Origin of the sequence: Streptomyces sp. NBC_01351 (assembly GCF_036237315.1) — a bacterium.
Lineage (GTDB): Bacteria > Actinomycetota > Actinomycetes > Streptomycetales > Streptomycetaceae > Streptomyces.
Genome location: NZ_CP108356.1, coordinates 6,006,724 through 6,027,466, shown reverse-complemented (window position 1 = coordinate 6,027,466; position 20,743 = coordinate 6,006,724). Strand labels below are relative to the sequence as shown.

General features: G+C 71.0%; 19 protein-coding genes. 8 read left to right on the top strand and 11 right to left on the bottom strand.

Features of this window, described 5'->3' with window-relative positions:
• The first annotated feature begins 243 nt into the window (after window positions 1-243).
• The 5 genes from lpdA (at window position 244) to OG625_RS27755 (ending at window position 7,936) form a co-directional block, all read left to right on the top strand.
• Entirely contained in the window at window positions 244-1,632 is a 1,389-nt protein-coding gene (lpdA, locus tag OG625_RS27775) for a dihydrolipoyl dehydrogenase (RefSeq protein WP_329386427.1), read from the top strand.
• A gap of 53 nt (window positions 1,633-1,685) precedes the next feature.
• Window positions 1,686-3,431, top strand: a complete 1,746-nt coding sequence (gene sucB, locus OG625_RS27770) for a 2-oxoglutarate dehydrogenase, E2 component, dihydrolipoamide succinyltransferase (protein WP_329386425.1) — start codon at window positions 1,686-1,688, stop codon at window positions 3,429-3,431.
• Window positions 3,432-3,627: 196 nt separating this feature from the next.
• Window positions 3,628-4,251 carry a GntR family transcriptional regulator gene (locus tag OG625_RS27765; RefSeq protein ID WP_329391004.1) on the top strand — a complete coding sequence of 208 codons (624 nt, stop codon included), beginning with the start codon at window positions 3,628-3,630 and terminating at the stop codon, window positions 4,249-4,251.
• A gap of 219 nt (window positions 4,252-4,470) precedes the next feature.
• On the top strand, window positions 4,471-7,155 hold the full coding sequence (gene aceE / locus OG625_RS27760) for a pyruvate dehydrogenase (acetyl-transferring), homodimeric type (protein ID WP_329386423.1): 2,685 nt from the start codon (window positions 4,471-4,473) through the stop codon (window positions 7,153-7,155).
• 262 nt (window positions 7,156-7,417) lie between these two features.
• Window positions 7,418-7,936 carry a DUF4240 domain-containing protein gene (locus OG625_RS27755; protein ID WP_329391002.1) on the top strand — a complete coding sequence of 173 codons (519 nt, stop codon included), beginning with the start codon at window positions 7,418-7,420 and terminating at the stop codon, window positions 7,934-7,936.
• Between the two features lie 11 nt (window positions 7,937-7,947).
• Here the strand turns inward: OG625_RS27755 and OG625_RS27750 are convergent, their stop codons facing one another.
• Window positions 7,948-8,718, bottom strand: a complete 771-nt coding sequence (locus OG625_RS27750; protein ID WP_329386421.1) for an SDR family NAD(P)-dependent oxidoreductase — start codon at window positions 8,716-8,718, stop codon at window positions 7,948-7,950.
• A gap of 86 nt (window positions 8,719-8,804) precedes the next feature.
• Between OG625_RS27750 and OG625_RS27745 the strand changes: the two genes are divergently transcribed.
• Window positions 8,805-9,464 carry a TetR family transcriptional regulator gene (locus OG625_RS27745; protein ID WP_329386419.1) on the top strand — a complete coding sequence of 220 codons (660 nt, stop codon included), beginning with the start codon at window positions 8,805-8,807 and terminating at the stop codon, window positions 9,462-9,464.
• Between the two features lie 44 nt (window positions 9,465-9,508).
• On the opposite strand, the gene OG625_RS27740 is transcribed toward OG625_RS27745, so the two are convergent.
• Together OG625_RS27740 and glnA are read right to left on the bottom strand one after the other, a co-directional pair.
• Window positions 9,509-10,006 carry a hypothetical protein gene (locus tag OG625_RS27740; protein ID WP_329386417.1) on the bottom strand — a complete coding sequence of 166 codons (498 nt, stop codon included), beginning with the start codon at window positions 10,004-10,006 and terminating at the stop codon, window positions 9,509-9,511.
• A gap of 142 nt (window positions 10,007-10,148) precedes the next feature.
• The gene (glnA, locus tag OG625_RS27735; RefSeq protein ID WP_031148608.1) at window positions 10,149-11,558 is read right to left on the bottom strand and encodes a type I glutamate--ammonia ligase; all 1,410 of its coding nucleotides are present in this window, start codon (window positions 11,556-11,558) and stop codon (window positions 10,149-10,151) included.
• A 185-nt stretch (window positions 11,559-11,743) separates the two neighbouring features.
• Between glnA and OG625_RS27730 the strand changes: the two genes are divergently transcribed.
• On the top strand, window positions 11,744-12,211 hold the full coding sequence (locus OG625_RS27730) for an RDD family protein (RefSeq protein ID WP_329386414.1): 468 nt from the start codon (window positions 11,744-11,746) through the stop codon (window positions 12,209-12,211).
• Between the two features lie 94 nt (window positions 12,212-12,305).
• On the opposite strand, the gene OG625_RS27725 is transcribed toward OG625_RS27730, so the two are convergent.
• From OG625_RS27725 to OG625_RS27705, 5 genes are all read right to left on the bottom strand, one after another.
• A complete protein-coding gene (locus OG625_RS27725) occupies window positions 12,306-13,004 on the bottom strand; it encodes a DUF4191 domain-containing protein (RefSeq protein ID WP_329386412.1) in 699 nt (232 codons plus the stop codon).
• Between the two features lie 10 nt (window positions 13,005-13,014).
• The gene (locus OG625_RS27720) at window positions 13,015-13,212 is read right to left on the bottom strand and encodes an SCO2195 family GlnR-regulated protein (RefSeq protein ID WP_329391000.1); all 198 of its coding nucleotides are present in this window, start codon (window positions 13,210-13,212) and stop codon (window positions 13,015-13,017) included.
• A gap of 191 nt (window positions 13,213-13,403) precedes the next feature.
• Window positions 13,404-14,354, bottom strand: coding sequence for a lipoyl synthase (gene lipA, locus OG625_RS27715; protein WP_329386410.1), 951 nt, complete (start codon window positions 14,352-14,354; stop codon window positions 13,404-13,406).
• Window positions 14,355-14,462: 108 nt separating this feature from the next.
• The gene (gene lipB, locus OG625_RS27710) at window positions 14,463-15,293 is read right to left on the bottom strand and encodes a lipoyl(octanoyl) transferase LipB (protein WP_329386407.1); all 831 of its coding nucleotides are present in this window, start codon (window positions 15,291-15,293) and stop codon (window positions 14,463-14,465) included.
• 43 nt (window positions 15,294-15,336) lie between these two features.
• Entirely contained in the window at window positions 15,337-15,657 is a 321-nt protein-coding gene (locus tag OG625_RS27705) for a hypothetical protein (RefSeq protein ID WP_329386405.1), read from the bottom strand.
• A gap of 173 nt (window positions 15,658-15,830) precedes the next feature.
• On the opposite strand from OG625_RS27705, the gene OG625_RS27700 reads away from it, so the two are divergent.
• Complete coding sequence (locus OG625_RS27700; RefSeq protein WP_329386402.1) at window positions 15,831-17,276, top strand: regulator; 1,446 nt, start codon at window positions 15,831-15,833, stop codon at window positions 17,274-17,276.
• Between the two features lie 52 nt (window positions 17,277-17,328).
• On the opposite strand, the gene OG625_RS27695 is transcribed toward OG625_RS27700, so the two are convergent.
• From OG625_RS27695 to OG625_RS27685, 3 genes are all read right to left on the bottom strand, one after another.
• Entirely contained in the window at window positions 17,329-18,588 is a 1,260-nt protein-coding gene (locus OG625_RS27695; RefSeq protein ID WP_329386400.1) for an NAD(P)/FAD-dependent oxidoreductase, read from the bottom strand.
• A 201-nt stretch (window positions 18,589-18,789) separates the two neighbouring features.
• On the bottom strand, window positions 18,790-19,677 hold the full coding sequence (locus tag OG625_RS27690) for a TIGR01777 family oxidoreductase (RefSeq protein ID WP_329386398.1): 888 nt from the start codon (window positions 19,675-19,677) through the stop codon (window positions 18,790-18,792).
• 276 nt (window positions 19,678-19,953) lie between these two features.
• Entirely contained in the window at window positions 19,954-20,718 is a 765-nt protein-coding gene (locus OG625_RS27685) for a VIT1/CCC1 transporter family protein (protein WP_443067785.1), read from the bottom strand.
• Window positions 20,719-20,743: the final 25 nt, after the last annotated feature.

The following is a 20,743-nucleotide window of genomic DNA, read 5'->3' as shown; positions in this document are numbered from 1 at the left end:
AGGCCCGGGGTGTGTTCACTCACAACGAAATCCGTAGGTTTCTACGCCGCGGTAACCCCTGGTTCGGACAGAACGACCTCCTACATCACGGGCCCGGCGTCCCGCGTTCCCGCGACAAATGCGAAGATGGGTTCTCGGCAGGACAGGGCCCCCACCACAGGGCCGAAGAAACAGCGGCCGTATACCAGCCGCCGCCCGGTCACAGAGGACCGGTGCCCGGCGCACATGCATGGAGGACGTGACGTGGCGAACGACGCCAGCACCGTTTTCGACCTAGTGATCCTCGGCGGTGGCAGTGGCGGTTACGCCGCGGCGCTGCGCGCATCCCAGCTGGGTCTGGACGTTGCCCTGATCGAGAAGAACAAGCTCGGCGGCACCTGCCTGCACAACGGCTGCATCCCCACGAAGGCTCTGCTGCACGCGGGCGAGATCGCGGACCAGGCGCGCGAAGCCGCCCAGTTCGGCGTGAAGACCACCTTCGAGGGCATCGACATCGCGGGTGTCCACAAGTACAAGGACGAGATCATCTCGGGCCTGTACAAGGGCCTGCAGGGTCTCGTGGCCTCGCGCAAGGTGACGTACATCGAGGGTGAGGGCCGCCTCTCCTCCCCGACTTCCGTCGACGTGGACGGCCGCCGCATCCAGGGCCGCCACGTCCTGCTGGCGACCGGCTCCGTGCCGAAGTCCCTGCCGGGCCTGGAGATCGACGGCAACCGCATCATCTCCTCGGACCACGCGCTGGTCCTGGACCGCGTTCCCGAGTCGGCGATCGTGCTGGGCGGCGGCGTCATCGGCGTCGAGTTCGCCTCGGCGTGGAAGTCCTTCGGTTCCGAGGTCACGGTCATCGAGGGCCTCAAGCACCTCGTGCCCGTCGAGGACGAGAACAGCTCGAAGCTGCTGGAGCGCGCGTTCCGCAAGCGCGGCATCAAGTTCAACCTCGGCACCTTCTTCGACAAGGCCGAGTACACCGAGAACGGCGTGCGCGTCACGCTGGCCGACGGCAAGACCTTCGAGGCCGAGGTGCTGCTGGTCGCCGTCGGCCGCGGTCCGGTCTCGCAGGGCCTGGGCTACGAGGAGCAGGGCGTCGCGATGGACCGCGGCTACGTCCTCGTCGACGAGTACATGCAGACCAACGTGCCCACCATCTCGGCGGTCGGTGACCTCGTCCCGACCCTCCAGCTCGCGCACGTCGGCTTCGCCGAGGGCATCCTGGTCGCGGAGCGTCTGGCCGGCCTGAAGGCCGTCCCGATCGACTACGACGGTGTCCCGCGCGTCACCTACTGCCACCCCGAGGTCGCTTCCGTCGGCATCACCGAGGCCAAGGCCAAGGAGATCTACGGCGCGGACAAGGTCGTGGCGCTGAAGTACAACCTTGCGGGCAACGGCAAGAGCAAGATCCTCAAGACCTCGGGCGAGATCAAGCTCGTCCAGGTCAAGGACGGTGCCGTGGTCGGCGTCCACATGGTCGGTGACCGGATGGGCGAGCAGGTCGGCGAAGCCCAGCTGATCTACAACTGGGAAGCTCTGCCGGCCGAGGTCGCGCAGCTCATCCACGCGCACCCGACCCAGAACGAGGCCATGGGCGAGGCCCACCTCGCGCTGGCCGGCAAGCCGCTGCACGCACACGACTAATCGTCACGGGCGCGACGACCACTTCCGCACTTTCGTTAGGAGCAACAGAAACCATGTCGGTTTCCGTAACCCTTCCGGCGCTCGGTGAGAGCGTCACTGAGGGCACTGTCACCCGTTGGCTGAAGGCCGAGGGCGAGCGCGTCGAGGCCGACGAGCCGCTGCTCGAGGTCTCGACCGACAAGGTCGACACCGAAATCCCGTCCCCCGTGTCCGGCATCCTGGCGTCCATCAAGGTCGCCGAGGACGAGACCGTCGAGGTCGGCGCCGAGCTGGCCGTCATCGACGACGGTTCCGGCGCCCCGGCCGCTGCTGCGGCTCCGGCCGCCGAGCCGGTCACCGCTGCTCCGGCTCCGGTCGTGGAGGCCCCCGCGGCCCCCGCGGCCCCCGCCCCGGTCGCCGAGGCTCCGGCCGCCGCCCCGGCAGCGTCCGGCACCGATGTCGTGCTCCCCGCCCTGGGCGAGTCCGTCACCGAGGGCACCGTCACCCGCTGGCTGAAGCAGGTCGGCGAGTCCGTCGAGGCCGACGAGCCGCTGCTCGAGGTCTCCACGGACAAGGTCGACACCGAGATCCCCGCGCCGGTCTCCGGCACGCTGCTGGAGATCCTGGTCGGCGAGGACGAGACCGCCGAGGTCGGTGCCCGTCTGGCCGTCATCGGCGTCGCGGGTGCGGCTCCGGCCGCCGCCCCGGCCGCCGCTGCTCCGGCTCCGGTCGCCGCCCCCGTGGCTGCCCCGGCTCCCGTTGCCGCTCCGGCTCCGGTCGCCCCGGCCCCGGTCGCCGCTCCGGCGCCCGTTGCCGCTCCGGTCGCCCAGGCCGCTCCGGTCACCCCGGTTGCCGCCCCGGCCGCTCCCTCCGCCCCGGTTTCCGCCGGTGACGAAGGCGCGTACGTGACCCCGCTGGTGCGCAAGCTCGCCTCGGAGTCCGGCGTCAACCTGTCCACGGTCGCGGGCACCGGTGTCGGTGGCCGTATCCGCAAGCAGGACGTCCTGGCCGCCGCCGAGGCCGCCAAGGCCGCTGCCGCCGCCCCGGCGCCGGCCGCTGCCGCTCCGGCCGCCAAGGCCCCGGCCGCCGCGGTCTCCGAGCTGCGCGGTCAGACGGTCAAGATGACCCGCATGCGCAAGGTCATCGGCGACAACATGATGAAGGCCCTGCACTCGCAGGCGCAGCTCAGCTCCGTGGTCGAGGTGGACATCACCAAGATCATGAAGCTGCGCGAGAAGGCCAAGGCCGGCTTCCTCGCCCGCGAGGGCGTCAAGCTGTCCCCGATGCCGTTCTTCGTCAAGGCCGCTGCCCAGGCGCTGAAGGCCCACGCGGTCGTCAACGCCCGGATCAACGAGGACGAGGGCACCATCACCTACTTCGACTCGGAGAACATCGGCATCGCCGTCGACTCCGAGAAGGGCCTGATGACCCCGGTCATCAAGGGTGCGGGCGACCTCAACCTGGCGGGCATCTCCAAGGCGACCGCCGACCTGGCCTCCAAGGTCCGCGGCAACAAGATCACGCCGGACGAGCTGTCGGGCGCGACCTTCACCATCAGCAACACCGGTTCGCGCGGTGCCCTGTTCGACACGGTCATCGTGCCGCCGAACCAGGTCGCCATCCTGGGCATCGGTGCCACGGTCAAGCGCCCGGTGGTCATCGAGACCGCCGAGGGCACGAACATCGGCATCCGTGACATGACGTACCTGACCCTGTCCTACGACCACCGCCTGGTGGACGGCGCGGACGCGGCCCGGTACCTCTCGGCCGTCAAGGCCATCCTGGAAGCCGGCGAGTTCGAGGTCGAGCTCGGCCTGTAAGGCCCCACGCGCAGCGCGAGCTGCCGTGTACGGCGCCCCCGCCCGGATCCGTCCGGGTGGGGGCGCCGTCGTTTGTAACGAGCCTCACCAAGGGTCACCCGGCGGGAACGCATCGCAGCAGGCCACGACGGCCGTATTGTCTACGCATCAGACCCCGCGCGTCCCTGCACACCCATCAGGAGATGAAGCCCAGATGATCACCCCACCCGTCGTGCACTCGCTGCGCGAGCAGATCCGCGAGCACATCGTGGAGGGGATCGTCAGCGGGCGTTGGAAGCCCGGCGAGCGGATCGTCGAGCGCCGGATCGCCGTGGAGCTGGAGGTCAGCCAGACTCCGGTGCGCGAGGCCCTGCGCGAGCTGGAGACGCTGCGGCTGATCGAGTCGGCGCCGAACAAGGGCGTGCGCGTACGGAACCTGTCGGCGGCGGACCTGGAGGAGATCTACCCGGTCCGGGCCGGCCTGGAGCAGATCGCCGCCGAGTTGGCGGCGCCCCGGCTGGCGGCCGACTGCTCGGCGCTGGAGCCGCACGTGGCGGCCCTGTGGGACGCCGACCGCAGCGAGGACGGTACGGCGCAGGTGCGGCACACGGTGGGCTTCCACCGGGAGATGGTGCGGGCTGCCGGGAACAGCGTGCTGCTGCACACCTGGGAGAGCCTGGGCATCGAGGTGTTCACGGCCCTGTCCATCCGTTGGCTGGGAACCGTCCAGAAGTCCTACGCCGAGGAGCACGAAGCCCTCGTCCAGGCGTTCCGCAATCAGGATCCGGAGATCGGTCTGCTCGTGAAGCGGCACGTCCTCGGGTGTGCCCCGCGCGCCTGACCGGCCGAGATGTCCCGATTTGCCCGGCACCGGGTGCCTATATCCATGGCACCCGGTGCCGACTTTCGTCGTATGGACGTTTCTTCGTCACTTTTATTTGATCGATCATCGATCAGGCATTTACAGTCATCGCGGACCTCAACCAGGTCCATCGACCCTGTCCTGCCCGTCAGGGATTTTTTCACCACCTCTCCTTTGTCCGGAAGGCGGCGCACACCGATGTCCGACCCCGTAGGAAAGCTTCCGAGCGAGCTCGACCAGCTCCCGGACCGCGACACCGAGGAGACCGCCGAATGGGCGGCCTCCCTCGACGCCGTCGCAAAGGCCGCCGGTACGCGCCGCGCCGAATACCTGCTCCGCCGCACGCTGCAGCACGCCGAGGCCGCCGGCCTCGCGCTGCCCAAGCTGCTGGAGACGGACTACGTCAACACCATCCCCACCGCCGCGGAGCCGGAGTTCCCCGGTGACGAGGCGATGGAGGCCCGCATCACCGCGTGGAACCGCTGGAACGCGGCCGCCATGGTGACCCGCGGCTCCAAGTACGGCGTCGGCGGCCACATCGCCACCTTCGCCTCCGCCGCATGGCTGTACGAGACCGGCTTCCAGCACTTCTTCCGCGGGAAGGAGGCCGACGGATCGGGCGACCAGCTCTACATCCAGGGCCACGCCTCCCCCGGCATCTACGCCCGCGCCTTCCTCGACGGCCGCGTGTCCGAGCAGCAGCTCGACAACTTCCGCCAGGAGTCCGGCGGCAACGGCCTGCCGTCCTACCCGCACCCGCGGCGCCTGCCGTGGCTGTGGGAGTTCCCCACGGTTTCCATGGGCCTCGGCCCGCTCTCCGCGATCTACCAGGCGCGCTTCAACCGCTACCTGCAGAACCGGAGCATCAAGGACACCGCCAACTCGCACGTCTGGGCCTTCCTGGGCGACGGCGAGATGGACGAGCCGGAGTCGACCGCCGCCCTGGCCCTCGCCTCCCGCGAGCAGCTCGACAACCTGACCTTCGTCATCAACTGCAACCTGCAGCGCCTCGACGGTCCGGTCCGCGCGAACTTCCGCGTGGTGCAGGAGCTGGAAGCCCAGTTCCGCGGCGCCGGCTGGAACGTCATCAAGTCGCTGTGGGGCTCCGCCTGGGACGAGCTGTTCCAGCTCGACACCACGGGCGCCCTGGTACGCCGCCTGCGCGAGGTACCCGACGCGCAGTTCCAGACGTACGCGACCCGCGACGTGGCCTACATCCGGAACCACTTCTTCGGCGCCAACCCCGAGCTGGTCCAGCTCGCCGGTGTGCTGTCCGACGCGAAGATCGCCGAGTGCTTCCACAGCTCCCGCGGCGGCCACGAGCCCCGCAAGGTGTACGCCGCGTACAAGGCCGCCCTGGAGCACAAGGGTGCGCCGACGGTCATCCTGGCGCAGACCGTCAAGGGCTACACGCTGGGTGCCGGGTTCGAGTCGAAGAACGCGAACCACCAGATGAAGAAGCTGACGATCGACGAGTTCAAGGACATGCGTGACCTCCTTGGCCTCCCGATCCCGGACAGCGCCTTCGCCGACGGCCAGGTCCCGTACGGCCACCCGGGTGCGAACAGCCCCGAGGTCCGGTACCTGAACGAGCGCCGCGCGGCCCTCGGCGGTCCGGCCCCGGCCCGCAAGGTCAAGCACGTGGCCCTGCCGGCCCCGGCGGACCGTTCCTTCGCCCCGCTGCTCAAGGGCTCCGGCAAGCAGGAGATGGCCACCACCATGGCCTTCGTCCGGCTCGTCAAGGACCTGATGCGGGACAAGGAGACCGGCAAGCGCTGGGTGCCGATCGTCCCCGACGAGGCCCGTACTTTCGGTATGGAGTCCCTCTTCCCGTCGGCCGGCATCTACTCGCCGCTGGGCCAGACGTACGAGCCGGTCGACCGCGACCAGCTCATGTACTACAAGGAAGCCAAGGACGGCCAGATCCTCAACGAGGGGATCACCGAGGCCGGCGCGATGGCGGACTTCATCGCCGCCTGTACGTCGTACGCGACGCACGGCGAGCCGATGATCCCCTTCTACATCTTCTACTCGATGTTCGGCTGGCAGCGCACCGCCGACCAGATGTGGCAGCTCGCCGACCAGCTCGGCAAGGGCTTCATCGTCGGCGCCACCGCCGGCCGCACCACGCTGACCGGTGAGGGCCTCCAGCACGCGGACGGCCACTCGCACCTGATCGCGTCCACGAACCCGGCGTCGCTGAACTACGACCCGGCCTTCGCGTACGAGATCGCGGTGATCGTCAAGGACGGTCTGCGCCGGATGTACGGCGAGAAGCCGGAAGACGTCTTCTACTACCTGACGGTCTACAACGAGCCGAAGGTGCAGCCCGCGATGCCCGAGGGCGTCGAGGAAGGCATCATCAAGGGCCTCTACCGCTTCAACACGGCGGCGGACCTGGACGGGGCGGCCCCGGCCGCCGACGCCCCGAAGATCCAGCTGATGGCCTCGGGTACGGCGATCCACTGGGTCCTGGAGGCGCAGCGTCTGCTCGCCGCCGAGTGGAACGTGTCCGCCGACGTCTGGTCCGCCACCTCCTGGGGCGAGCTGCGGCGCGACGCGCTGGAGTGCGACGAGGCGCTGCTGCGCGGCGAGGTGCGCACCCCGTACGTCACCCGCGCGCTGGAAGGCGCCCAGGGCCCGGTCCTGGCCGTCTCCGACTGGATGCGTCAGGTCCCGGACCAGATCAGCCAGTGGGTCGAGCAGGACTACACCTCGCTGGGCACGGACGGCTTCGGCCTCTCCGACACCCGCGAGGGCGCCCGCCGCCACTTCGGTGTCGACGCCCAGTCGATCGTGGTGGCCTCGCTGGCCCAGCTCGCCCGCCGCGGCGAGGTCCCGGCGTCCTCCGTCAAGGAGGCCCGGGAGCGCTACGGCCTCTGAGCCCCGCGTGTCCGACCGTGAGGCGGTCCACCCCTTCCGGGGCGGGCCGCCTCGCGGCGTTTCAGCCCGTCTGCTGGATCGACTCTCCGAGGAACTTCGCGATGCCGAAGTCCAGGACCTTGATCACGCCGCTCTCGACCCGAGTATGCGGCCGGTGGCCGGCGATCCGGTCTCCGGGGTACGGCCGAGAAGGTGGGACAACAGGCCTTTGGCCGTATGCGCGGTGGCGGCGCGGGGGTCGACCCGTGATGCTGGGACGGTGATGGACGAGACGGAGTTCTGGGAGATCGTCGACCGTACCCGCGAGGCCGCCGACGGCGACCCCGAGGAACACGCCGAGCTGCTCGTGGAGCGGCTCGCGCAGCTCGATCCGGACTCCGTCCTGGACTTCGCCCGGCACTTCGAGGTCCGGTACAACCGGGCGTACACCTGGGACCTGTGGGGCGCGGCCTGGGTGCTGCTCGACGGGGCGAGCGACGACGCGTTCGACTACTTCCGCTGCTGGCTCATCGGCCAGGGGCGGGAGGTCTTCGAGGGCGGGGTGCACGATCCGGACCAGCTGGCGGAGCTGCTGGGCGAGTTCGACGAGGAGATCGACGGGGACGCCGAGGAGCTGGGGTACGCCGCCGACGAGGCGTACGAGCAGCTGACCGGCTCGGTGGCGCCGGATCTGGGCGTCCCCCTGCAACCGGCAGAGCCGGAGGGCGCCCCGCTGGACTTCGAGAACGAAGCCGTGCTCGCGGAGCGCTTCCCCCGGCTCTGGGACCGCTTCAGGGGCTGATGCCCCGATGACTAGTAGTGCGTACCGCCGTCGATGCGGATCTCCGTACCGGTGATGAAGGCGCCGTCCTCGGAGCCCAGCATGGCGACGACGCCGGCCACGGTCTGCGGGCCGGCGAAGCCCTGGCCGAGGGCCGGGGCGAGCTTGGCGAAGAGCGACCAGTCGGTGTCCTCGGGCAGGCCGGGGCCGGTGCCGGTGGTCATGCCGCTCTCGATGGAGCCGGGCGCGACCGAAACGAAGCGCAGGCCCTGCTTGCTGTACTCGGCGGCCAGCGCGTGGGTCATGGACTGGATGCCGCCCTTGCTGGCCGCGTAGGCGGACATGTAGGGGTGCGCGAAGGACGCCGAGGTGGAGCTGAAGTTCACCACGACCGGCTGCTCGCCCGCGAGGAGCGCCGGGAGCGACTCGCGGATCATCAGGAAGGTGCCGGTCAGGTTGACCGCGATGACCTTGTTCCAGAGGTCGAGCGTGGTCTGGTGGGTGTGCGAGGAGCGCAGGATGCCCGCGGCGTTGACGAGTACGTCGATGCCGGTGAGGGCGTCGACGGCGGCGGCCACGCCCGTCTTGACCGAGGCCTCGTCGGATATGTCGAGGACGGCGGTGGTCAGCCGGTCCGCGTGGCCGTCGGCGGCCGCGCGCTCGGCGGTGACCTTGAGGCCGGCCTCGTTGACGTCCACGGTGTGGACGCGCCCGCCCTCGGCGAGGATGCGGTGGACGGTGGCCTGGCCGATGCCGGACCCGCCGCCGGTGATGAGGACGCGACGTCCTTCGTAACGGTTCATGGGGTGAGCGTACCGAAGGAATGACACGTTTTGCCAGGCTGTCAAAGCACGCAATCGGCGCGCCGGGCGGGAGGTAGTCTTCACCCGTGAGATCCCCTCGTCCGTACTCTCCCCAGGCCGGCCCCGGAGCCCAGTCGCTGACCGAGCGCCGCAAGGCAGCCACCCAGCTCGACATCGCCCGCGCGGCCTGCGAACTCTTCGCCGAACGCGGCCCCGACGCGACCACCGCCGAGGACATCGCCCATCACGCGGGGGTGGCGCTGCGCACCTTCTACCGCTACTTCCGCAACAAGCAGGAGGCGGTGGCCCCGCTGCTCGCGGGCGGCGGCGACGCCTGGCGCGCACTGCTCGCGGAGGAGGACCCCGGCACCCCCCTCGCCGAGGCGCTGGAGCGGGCGGTCACCCGGGCCCTGAGCGACCTGCAGGCCATAGAGGAGGGCCTGGAGGTGACCCGCGGCCTGCTGCGCGCGGCGGCGGACGACCAAGCCCTGCGGGCGGTCTGGTACCGCGTGAACCAGGACTCCGAGGAGCACCTGGTCCCGGTGATCGCCCGGCTGGCCGGCGACGGGGCCGACGCGATGGGCGTACGCCTGCTCGCCGCGGCGGCCACGGACGCGATCCGCATCGCACTGGAGCTGTGGTCGGCCACGGACGACCCGGTCCTGGGCCCCGGCTCCCCCGCCGAGCTCGCGGTCCGCTGCCTGCGCGAACTGACGGGCGCGATGCCCCTGCTCCGCGGAGACTGAGCAGGGGCATCGCGCCCGGGTCGGTGTGGTGCGGTCAGCGCCGCTCAGCGGCCTCCGCCCCAGTCACCGTTGCTCCACTCACCGTTGCCGCCACGGCCTCCACCCCAGTCGCCGTTGCCCCAGTCACCGTTGCCACCACGGCCGTCGTTCCAGTCGCCCCAGTCGCCGTTCCCGCCACGGCCGTCGTTCCAGTCTCCGTTGCCGCCGCGGCCGTCGTTCCAGTTGCCCCAGTCGCCGTTGCCGCCGCGGCCGTCGTTCCAGTTGCCGTCACGCCAGTCGTTCCAGTGGGAGTCGTGCCAGTTGCTCCAGTCGTGACGGCCGTTGCCCCCGTTGCCGCCCACTCCGCCGTCGTCCCAGCACCAGCTCGGGCGGTCCCGCCAGTCGCGGTTGCAGCACTCGTCCCAGCGCCAGTCGTTCCAGCGCTGCTCCTCGGAGCACCTCCACCGGCCGCCGTCTCCCGCCGAGGCGCTGGTGGCCGGCAGCAGGCCGAGGGTGGCCCCGGCAGCTCCGGCGATGACTGCGGCTACGAACCTGCGGCGCATATTCATGCACCTCCGAACATGTCTCGCTTATTCGGCCTTTAAGGGTCATTTCCACGGTCACCCGCGCTCGGGGGCCTGTCAACGCGGAAAGGCCCCCTGCCGCTCTCCGAACAGAGCGGCAGGGGGCCTTTCACCAGGCACTTTAGAGGTCGAAGTACAGCTCGAACTCGTGCGGGTGCGGACGCTGGGCGATCGGGGCGATCTCGTGCGTGCGCTTGTAGTCGATCCAGGTCTCGATCAGGTCCGGGGTGAAGACACCGCCGGCGAGGAGGTACTCGTGGTCCTCCTCCAGCGCCTTGAGGACGTCCTCGAGGCTGGTCGGGACCTGCGGGACGCTCGCGTGCTCGTCGGGCGAGAGCTCGTAGAGGTCCTTGTCGATCGGCTCCATCGGCTCGATCTTGTTCTTGACACCGTCGAGGCCCGCGAGCAGCAGCGCCGCGAAGGCGAGGTACGGGTTGGACGACGGGTCCGGGGCGCGGAACTCGACGCGCTTGGCCTTCGGGTTCGAGCCCGTGATCGGGATGCGCATGGCGGCGGAGCGGTTGCGCTGCGAGTACACCATGTTGACCGGCGCCTCGAAGCCCGGCACCAGGCGGTGGTAGGAGTTCACCGTCGGGTTGGTGAACGCCAGCAGCGACGGGGCGTGCTTGAGGATGCCGCCGATGTAGTAGCGCGCGGTGTCCGACAGGCCCGCGTAGCCGGCCTCGTCGTAGAACAGCGGGTCGCCGTTCGCCCACAGCGACTGGTGCACGTGCATGCCGGAGCCGTTGTCACCGAAGATCGGCTTCGGCATGAAGGTCGCGGTCTTGCCGTTGCGCCAGGCGACGTTCTTCACGATGTACTTGAAGAGCATCAGGTCGTCGGCCGCGGCGAGCAGCGTGTTGAACTTGTAGTTGATCTCGGCCTGGCCACCGGTGCCGACCTCGTGGTGCTGACGCTCGACCTGGAGGCCCTGGGCGTCGAGCTCCAGGGAGATCTCGGCGCGCAGGTCGGCGAAGTGGTCGACCGGGGCTACGGGGAAGTAACCACCCTTGTAGCGGACCTTGTAACCACGGTTGTTCTCCTCGGAGCCCGTGTTCCAGGCGCCGGCCTCGGAGTCGATGTGGTAGAAGCTCTCGTTCGCGGTGGTCGCGAAGCGCACGCTGTCGAACACGTAGAACTCGGCCTCGGGGCCGAAGTACGCGGTGTCGGCGATGCCGGTGGAGGCCAGGTACGCCTCCGCCTTCTTCGCGATGTTGCGCGGGTCACGGCTGTAGGCCTCGCCCGTGATCGGGTCGTGGATGAAGAAGTTGATGTTGAGCGTCTTGTCCTTGCGGAACGGGTCCAGACGCGCGGTGCTGATGTCGGCACGCAGCGCCATGTCGGACTCGTGGATCGCCTGGAAGCCGCGGATCGAGGAGCCGTCGAAGGCCAGCTCCTCGTTCGGGTCGAACGCGCGCCCCGGGATGGTGAAGTGCTGCATCACACCAGGCAGGTCGCAGAAGCGGACGTCGACGAACTTGACGTCGTTCTCCTCGATGTACTGCTTCACTTCGTCGGCGTTCTGGAACATCCAACTCCTCCTACTCCCGACCCCGGGGCAGGGGCGGGCTTTATAGCTCGTGGTGCGTCAGTGCGGTGCCGCACGCTGACCCGACCATAAGCAGACGGGATTTCCCAAGCATGACCCATTTGTTTCGCACAAGTTAACCAGGGTCCGCTCGGAGTGCCGTGGAGCCCCACCGGTACCGTGGTCGGGTGGACAACAGGCAAGCAATCGGATCCTGGCTCTCCGGCCCCCGCGCGGCCGCCGAGGAGATGGGCGTCGACTTCGGCTATCCGGGCGAACGCCTCGGGCTGCCGCAGCAGGGGCCCGGCTCCGTGGCGCGGTTCGGGCGCCGACTGGGCGCCGTGGCCCTCGACTGGATCGGCTGCCAGCTCATCGCCTACGGGCTGATCACGGGCGGCGACCTGGCCTCGGCGGGCAACTGGACCCTCGCGCTCTTCGTCGCCCTGCACATCCTGACGGTCGGCACCGTGGGCTTCACCCCCGGCAAGCGGATCCTGGGCCTCCGAGTGGTCTCGGAGGACGGCAGCCGCCTCGGCATCGTCCGGGTGGTCGTACGCACCCTGCTGCTGGCCCTGGTCATCCCGGCCCTGGTCTGGGACCGCGACGGCCGCGGCCTGCACGACCGGCTGGCCCGCGCGGTCCAGGTACGGATCTAGGAGCAGCGCGAACACACGCGAACGCAGGGGCGCCCCCCGAGCCGGCCGGCTCGGGGGGCGCCCCTGTCTCGTATACGAAAATCAGGTCAGCGGGTCAGCGCATCTTCCCGCCGCGGGGCATCTTCATGCCCTTGGGCATCGGACCCTTTGGCAGGGGCATGTTCGACATCAGGTCGCCCATGGCCCGCAGCTTGTCGTTGACCTGGGTGATCTGGGGGCCCGCCAGGACGCGCGGCAGCTTGAGCAGGGTGGTGCGCACCTTCTTGAGCGGCACCTCGCCCTCGCCCGTGCCCACGATGAAGTCGTGCACCGGCACGTCGGGCATGATCCGGGCCATCTTCTTCTTCTCGTTCGCGAGAAGGAGCTTCACCCGGTTCGGGTTGCCCTCGCCGATCAGCACGACGCCGGCCTTGCCGACGGCCCGGTGGACGATGTCCTGGCTCTTGTTCATCGCGATCGCCGGGGTGGTCGTCCAGCCCCGGCCCACGTTGTCCAGTACGGCCGCGGCCGCTCCCGGCTGACCTTCCATCTGCCCGAAGGCAGCCCGCTCGGCCCGTCGTCCGAAGACGATCGCCATCGCGAGGAACGCCACCAGGAAGCCCAGGATGCCCAGGTAGACCGGAGCGTCGATCAGGAAGCCGATCGCAAGAGCGACACCGAAGGTGACGATTCCCACGCCCGCGATAATCAGACCGACCTTCGGGTCGGCCTTGCGCGTCATCTTGTACGTCAGGGCGATCTGCTTCAGTCGCCCGGGGTTCGCAGCAGTCTCTGCGTTTGACTTCCTCGCCATACAGCGAAGTTTACGTGGCCTGCGGGGTCCGGGTCGCCGCGGCCTCAAGTACGTGTTCGGTTTCGACGCGGTCCTTGGCCCGGCGCCGGTCTTCGAGGACCGCCGTCCAGGCGTTGCGGCGGGCGCCGCTCATCAGCAGGGATTCGAAGCCCCGGAAGGCGTCTGACAGGGTCGGGATGGCGATGGCGCGTACGGGCGCGGCCTGCATGATGACGATCCCTTTCACGGTGCCGTTGTGTGCGGTGCGTGGATCCAGCGTCACTGACTGGTGTTACCAGCACGTGACCGGCTGGTCAATCGTGACGAAAGATTGACGCGGCCCCCAGTCTCTTCCTCACGAAAGAGCCTAGGGGCCGCGTCGATGCGGTGTTACCCGTTGGTAAGTATTTGTGCGCGAGTTCACACGCCAGCGGCGCGCTTCTCCATCGCCTGGGTGTAAAGACGACCGGCACGGTACGACGAACGGACCAGCGGACCGGACATCACACCGGAGAAGCCGATCTCCTCGGCCTCCTTCGCCAGCTCGACGAACTCGTGCGGCTTCACCCAGCGCTCGACGGGGTGGTGCCGCGGCGAGGGCCGCAGGTACTGGGTGATGGTGATGAGCTCGCAGCCGGCCTCGTGCAGGTCCTTCAGGGCCTGCGAGACCTCCTCGCGCTCCTCGCCCATGCCGAGGATCAGGTTCGACTTGGTGACCAGGCCGTAGGCGCGCGCCTTGGTGATCACGTCGAGGGAGCGCTCGTAGCGGAAGCCGGGGCGGATCCGCTTGAAGATCCGCGGGACCGTCTCGACGTTGTGCGCGAAGACCTCGGGGCGGGAGGCGAAGACCTCCTCCAGCAGCTCCGGGACCGCGTTGAAGTCGGGGGCCAGCAGCTCGACCTTGGTGTGGCCCGCCTCGCGGCCCGCCGTCTGCTGGTGGATCTGGCGCACGGTCTCCGCGTACAGCCAGGCGCCGCCGTCGGCCAGGTCGTCGCGCGCGACGCCCGTGATGGTGGCGTAGTTCAGGTCCATGGTGACCACGGACTCGCCGACGCGGCGCGGCTCGTCACGGTCCAGGGCCTCGGGCTTGCCCGTGTCGATCTGGCAGAAGTCACAGCGCCGGGTGCACTGGTCGCCACCGATGAGGAAGGTGGCCTCGCGGTCCTCCCAGCATTCGTAGATGTTCGGACAGCCGGCTTCCTGGCACACCGTGTGCAGTCCTTCGCCCTTCACCAGGGCCTGCATCTTGGTGTACTCGGGACCCATCTTCGCCCGGGTCTTGATCCACTCGGGCTTGCGCTCGATGGGGGTCTGGGCGTTACGGACCTCGAGGCGCAGCATCTTGCGTCCGTCGGGTGCGACTGCGGACACGACCGGCTCCCTGTGACTTCGATTCTTCGGCGCCCACCAGGGTACGCCCGTAATTCGTACGCTCTTACGTCCGGCCAACCTTCGGGGGGCCGGACCCATTCCCCGCGGCTAGCCGCCCACCGCCGGCTCTATCTCGCGGGGCTTCAGCTCCGCCTGCTCCAGCACGTCCTTCAGGTGGCGCTCGACGACCGGCAGCACCTCGGCAATGGTGAGCTCGCGGCCCAGTTCGTACGAGAGCGAGGTCACACCGGCGTCCCGGATCCCGCACGGGATGATCCGGTCGAACCAGACGTTGTCGGGGTTCACGTTGATCGCGAAGCCGTGCATCGTGACGCCCTTGGCGACGCGGATGCCGATCGCGGCGAGCTTGCGGTCCTCGCGGCGCTGGCCGGCATTGGACGGGGCGTACTCGGGGCCGTGGAGCCGGGCGTCGAACTCGTCGTCGCCGGTGCGCAGGTCTTGAACGGGCGCAGTCGGGGCGGGCGCGGCGAGGTCGAGGGTGAGTCCGCCGATCTTCGGGCGGTCCTCGATCGGGTCGCCCAGCACCCAGACCCCGGAGCGGCCCTCGACCCGGGTGGTCTCCACGCCGAATTCGGCGGCGGTGCGGATCAGGGCCTCTTCGAGGCGGCGCACGTGGGCGACGACGTCCACCGGGCGCGGCAGCTTCATGATCGGGTAGCCGACGAGCTGGCCCGGGCCGTGCCAGGTGATCTTGCCGCCGCGGTCCACGTCGACGACGGGGGTGCCGTCGAGCGGGCGCTCGCTGGGGTCGGTGCGCCGGCCGGCGGTGTAGACCGGCTCGTGCTCCAGCAGCAGGCAGGTGTCGCCGATCTCGTCCGCGAAGCGCGCCGCGTGCACACGGCGCTGCTCTTCCCAGGCCGCGGTGTACTCGACGGCCTCCGGTCCGAAGCCCAGATGGACAAACCCAAGCTCAGCCACCGCAGCGCCTCCTCGTTGAACCTGCTGTGTGCACGTATCGCACTCAGCAAGGGTACGGCGGCCCCGCGGGCGACTCGGTGGCGGTGGGCGGCGGGGGTTCCAGCGGGGGCCACGGCAGCTGCTTCGGCCTGCGGCGGCCCTTCTGCGGGCGGTCCGGGTCCTCGTCCGCGCGCGGCAGCCGGCGGTGGCCCTCGGAGTGGTCGTTCACCCAGCCGCACACCCCGCACGCGTACCGGCCGTCGAGCCCCGCGATGTAGGTGCCGCAGCGCCTGCACTCGGCCTCGGTCAACTCGGGCGGAGGCAGCGGGGCGGTGGATTCGGGCCGCTCCTCGGGGAGGTGCGCCCGGTGGGGCCGGCGGGTCATGGGCCGCAGCGTACGCGGACGGAGGGGGTCAGTCCGTAAAGAGCCCTACCCATTCTGCACACGATCGGATGAATGTGGGGCAGAGAGGGCGGTGTGAGCGGAGTTCGCCGCTACATTCACGCCGTTCACAGGGCCGGGACTCCGGTCCGTCACGTCAGGAAACCGTGGAGCCGATGACGGAACGACCTGCCCAGCGCGTCCCCAACCGGCAGCTCGCGGCGCTGATCGCGGAAGCCGGGTTCTCCAACGCCGGGCTAGCCCGCCGCGTCGATCAGCTCGGCCTGGAGCACGGTCTCGATCTGCGGTACGACAAGACCTCCGTGACCCGGTGGCTGCGCGGGCAGCAGCCGCGCGGAACCACCCCGGCGCTGATCGCGGAGGTCTTCACCCGGCGCCTCGGGCGGCGGCTGTCCGCGCAGGACCTGGGACTGGACGCCTGCGCGCCCGTGTACGCGGGGCTGGAGTTCGCGGCCACCCCCGAGGAGGCCGTGGACATCGCGAGCGGGCTGTGGCGCAAGGACTCCGGCTCGCACGCCGAACTCCGGAAGATCGCCTTCACCCCGGCCGGTCTGGTCGTGCCCAGCCGGGACTGGCTGATCGGCCGGGCCGACGAGCGGGTGGGCCGCGGCGTGGACACGGCTGCGGCCGCCGCCCGCGTGCCCGTGCAGGGCCGGGCCTCGGTGCCCCGGCAGCGGCAGATCGATCGGGGGCCCGGGCAGCGGGTGACGGGCGGGGACATCGCCGCGCTCAGATCGGTGAGCGAGCTGTTCCGCACCCTGGACCACGCCTACGGCGGCGGGCACGCCCGGCAGGCGCTGGTGCGCTACCTGGAGCACGAGGCGGAGCCGATGCTGCGCGGCACCTACGGGGAGACCACCGGCCGCCGGCTGTTCGCGGCCGCCGCCGACCTGACCCGGCTCGCGGGCTGGACCTCGTACGACATCGCCGCGCACGGGCTCGCCCAGCGCTACTTCGTGCAGGCGCTGCGGCTCGCGCAGGCCGCGGGCGACCGGCCGTACGGGGCGTACGTGCTGGTCACCATGAGCCGGCAGGCGGTCTACCTGGGCCACGGCCGGGAGGCCGTGCAGCTGGCCCGGGTCGCCCAGCAGGGCGTCGGCTCGGGCCCGCCGCCGGTGGTGCAGGCGCTGCTGCACTCGGCGGAGGCGCGGGGGCACGCGGTGCTCGGCGAGGTCCGCGCCGCGACGGCCTCGCTGGTGCGGGCCGAGCGGGCGCTGGGCGCGGCCCGGCCGGGGGACGACGTGCCGCACTGGGCGCGGTTCTACGACGAGGCCCAGCTCGCGGACGAGTTCGGCCACTGCCACCGGGACCTCCAGCAGTACCGGGCCTCGGCGCAGCACGCGGAGCGGTCGCTGCAGTTGCGGGCGCCGGGGTACGCACGGTCCCGGCTGTTCTGCCGGGTGGTGCTGGCCACGGCCCGGCTGGGGCTGGGCGAGCTGGACCAGGCGTGCGCGCTGGGCGCGGAGGCGGCGCAGCAGGCGATGGAGATGCGGTCGGTGCGGGCGGTGGAGTACGTACGGGACTTCGAGCGGCGGCTGGAGCCGTACCGGGACGCGTCGGCGGTGCGGAGCTATCGCGATCGGGTGGCTGCGTTGTCGTGACACCGTGCGGGCCCGGCCCCCGGTAGGGGGCCGGGCCCGGGCCGGATGGTTCTCAGGCCGCCACCGGAAGGGCGGGCTCCGGGGTGGCCGGGAGCGGGATGCCGAAGTCGCGCAGGACGGCGGCGGTGGCGCGGCGGGCCGAACGCAGGGCGCCCTGGACGGTGTTGGTGTCGCGGTGGTCACCGCACACGTACAGCCCGGCCAGTACCCGTACCGGGCGCCGCGGATCGCGCGGAGGGGGCATGGCGGGGACGGCCTCCGGGGTGTGGTGGACGGCCAGCAGCTCCCAGTCGCGGGTGGCGCACTCGTAGAGCCGGGCGAGGCGCGAGACGACCGTACGCAGGGGTGGCGGCGGGCCGAGCACGGTGGTGGTGACCAGGCTCCGGCCGGCCGGGGCCCGCGTCGGGTCGACCGTGCTCATCACGGCGGTGTGGGAGACGGGCCACTTGGGGTCCCCGTCCAGGAGCAGCGAACCGTCCCAGGGCAGGGGTGTGGCGGTGGCGTGGTGCAGGACGGTGACCTCGTGGAACTCGGGCACGCGCAGGCCGGGCAGGAGCCCGGCGGCGGCGCGGGCACCGGTGGCCAGGAGGACGGAGCGGCAGCTGAAGTCCCCGTGTTCCTCGGTGGTGACCAGGTTGGTGGCGACCGAGCGGACCCGGACCCCGGTACGCACGGTGCCGGGCGGCAGCGCGTCGGCGAGCAGGTCGGGCAGGGCCGCCGCCCCGCCCTCGGGCACGGCGAGGCGGCCGCGGGCGAAGGTGCGCAGGGCGAGGTCGGCGACCCGGCTGGAGGTGGTGAGTTCCGGGTCCCGGAGCAGGGTGGCGAGCAGGGGCCGGAGCACTCCGTTGACGGTGCGCGGGGGCAGGCCGCGGGAGCGCAGGGCGGCGTGCGCGGTGCGTTCGGGCCGGGCGAGCAGCTTCTCCTCGGGCAGGGCGGCGAGCCGGCCGAGGGCGGCGCTGAGCCGGGCCTGGTCGAGGGAGCCGCTGGCGAGGGCGCGGGCGGGGGTGAGGGCCCCGGCGCGCAGTTGTTTCCCGTCGGTGTGGACCAGGACCCCGGGCGCGAAGGGCCGCAGGGTCAGGGCCTCCAGGCCGGGGGTGCGTTCGAGCTCCGTGTACGAGGTGTTGAGCAACTGGCCGATCCGGTCCAGCCGGAAGCCGTCGGCCGAGACGGTGGCCATCCGGCCGCCGGGGTCGCCCGCGGCCTCCAGGACGGTGACGGTGACCCCCGCTGCGATCAGGTGGTGCGCGGCCGCGAGTCCTGAGACTCCGGCTCCTACGATGACTACGTCTGCGCGGTTCGAGCTGTTGAGCACGTGCCCCTCCCCGAGGTCGGCGCGGCTGTGTGGGGATCCTCCTTCCCCCAACCGGCTCCAGGGGAACCCCAGTTGGCTGTGCTATTCCGGTCCGTTCCGGTCGCACGACGGTCGCATCCGGGTCACGAACGGTCGCACGCGGTCGCACGGAGTCGCGCGGAGTCGCGTGCTCTGCGGAACACATGCTGCGGAACGCGGAGCTCAGAGGGCGGAGCGAATGGCGTCCTCGATGCCCGGGTCCCGGAAGACGAAGCCGGACTCCAACAGCCGGGAGGGGAGGGCCCGCTGACTGCCGAGTACGTCCGAGGAGAACTCCCCCAGCACGATGCGCAACGCCAGGGCCGGTACGGGCAGCAGCGCGGGCCGGTGCAGCACCCGGGCCATGGCGGCGGTGACCTCGCGGTTGGTCAGCGGCTCGGGGGCGGTGAGGTTGACGGGGCCTTCGATGGAGGGGGTGTCGATGATGTGGCGCAGGGCCGCGATCTCGTCGCGGAGGGAGATGTAGGGCCAGTACTGGCGGCCGTTGCCGAGCCGGCCGCCGATGCCGGCCCGGAAGAGGGGGAACATCCGCCCCCAGGCCCCGCCCTCGCGCGCCACGACCAGGCCGGTACGGGCGAAGGCGGTCCGGATCCCGGCCTCCCGGGCGGGGGCCGCGGCGGCCTCCCACTCCACGCAGACCGAGGGCAGGAACCCCGTTCCGCCGGGGGCGTCCTCGTCGACGGCACGGTCGCCGGTGTCGCCGTAGTACCCGACGGCGGACCCGACGACGAACACCCCCGGCGGCTCGTCGAGCGCGGCCATCGCCCGCGCGAGGGCGGCGGTGCCGAGGACCCGGCTGTCGCGGATCTCCTTCTTGTACGCGGGGGTCCACCGGTGCTCGCCCACCCCGGCCCCGGCCAGCCCGACGACGGCCCCGCAGCCGACCAGGCCTTCCGGGTCCACGTAGCCGCGCGCCGGATCCCAGCTCGCCTCGTCGCCCGCGGCGGGCTCGCGGCGTACGAAGCGGACCACCTCGTGCCCGTCCTCCCGGAGGGACCGCACGAGGGCGCTGCCGATGAGGCCGGTCGAACCGGTGACTGCGATGCGCATGCCCTTATCCTCCCGGATCGGGGTGCGGCTCGGCGGCCCGGCTCCGCCGGGACCTGGGGCTCCGCCCCAGACCCCACTCCTCAAACGCCGGAGGGGCTGAATTTCCGCCCGGCGGCGCTGGATTGCCGCCTGGGGTGGCTGGATTACCACCCGGCGGGGCTTGCCCAGCGGGCGACCCGACCGCGCCTGGCCGGCGGCGTCAGCCGAAATCCAGCCTCCCCGGCGTTTGAGGCGCGGGGTACGGGGCGGAGCCCCGGGGCCGGGCGGTAGTCCGGTTCAGGCGGTCGTGCCCAGCCAGGTGCCCACCGCGTAGGTGACGGCCATCGCCAGCGCGCCGCCGGCCACGTTCCGCAGCACCGCGCGGAGCGCAGGCGCTCCGCCCAGCCGTGCGCTGAGCACCCCGCAGAGGGTGAGCGCCGCCAGCACCGCGACCACCGTCACCGGGACACGGGAGGACGGACCCGGCACGAGGATGGCCAGCAGCGGCAACAGCGCCCCCACCGTGAAGGCGATGAAGCTGGCGAAGGCCGCGTGCCAGGGGTTGGCCAGTTCGTCGGGGTTGATCCCGAGCTCCACCCGCGCGTGCGCCCGCAGCGCGTCCCGTTCCGTCAGCTGCTCGGCCGCCTCCCGGGCCACGGACCGGCTCAGGCCCCGAGCGGCCAGCAGGTCGGTGAGTTCGTCGAGCTCCGCCTCCGGCTCCTCCGCCAGCTCCCGCCGTTCCAGTTCGAGCGCGGCCCGTTCGGAGTCGCGCTGGGAGCTGACGGAGACGTACTCCCCCGCCGCCATCGACAGCGAGCCCGCCAGCAGTCCGGCGACGCCCGCCGCGAGGATCGCCGAGCGCGAGGTGGTGGCCCCGGCCACGCCGACCACCAGGCCGGCGGTGGAGATGATGCCGTCGTTGGCGCCGAGCACCCCCGCGCGCAGCCAGTTCAGCCGGGTGCTGATCTCCCCGCTCTGCGAGCCCCCGCCCGTGCCGTGCGCCTCGATGTGCGCCCGCGTCGGGCCCTTCGCCGGGCTCCGGGAGCCTTCGTTTGCCGTCACGCCACCACTGTCCCGGCAGGCGCCC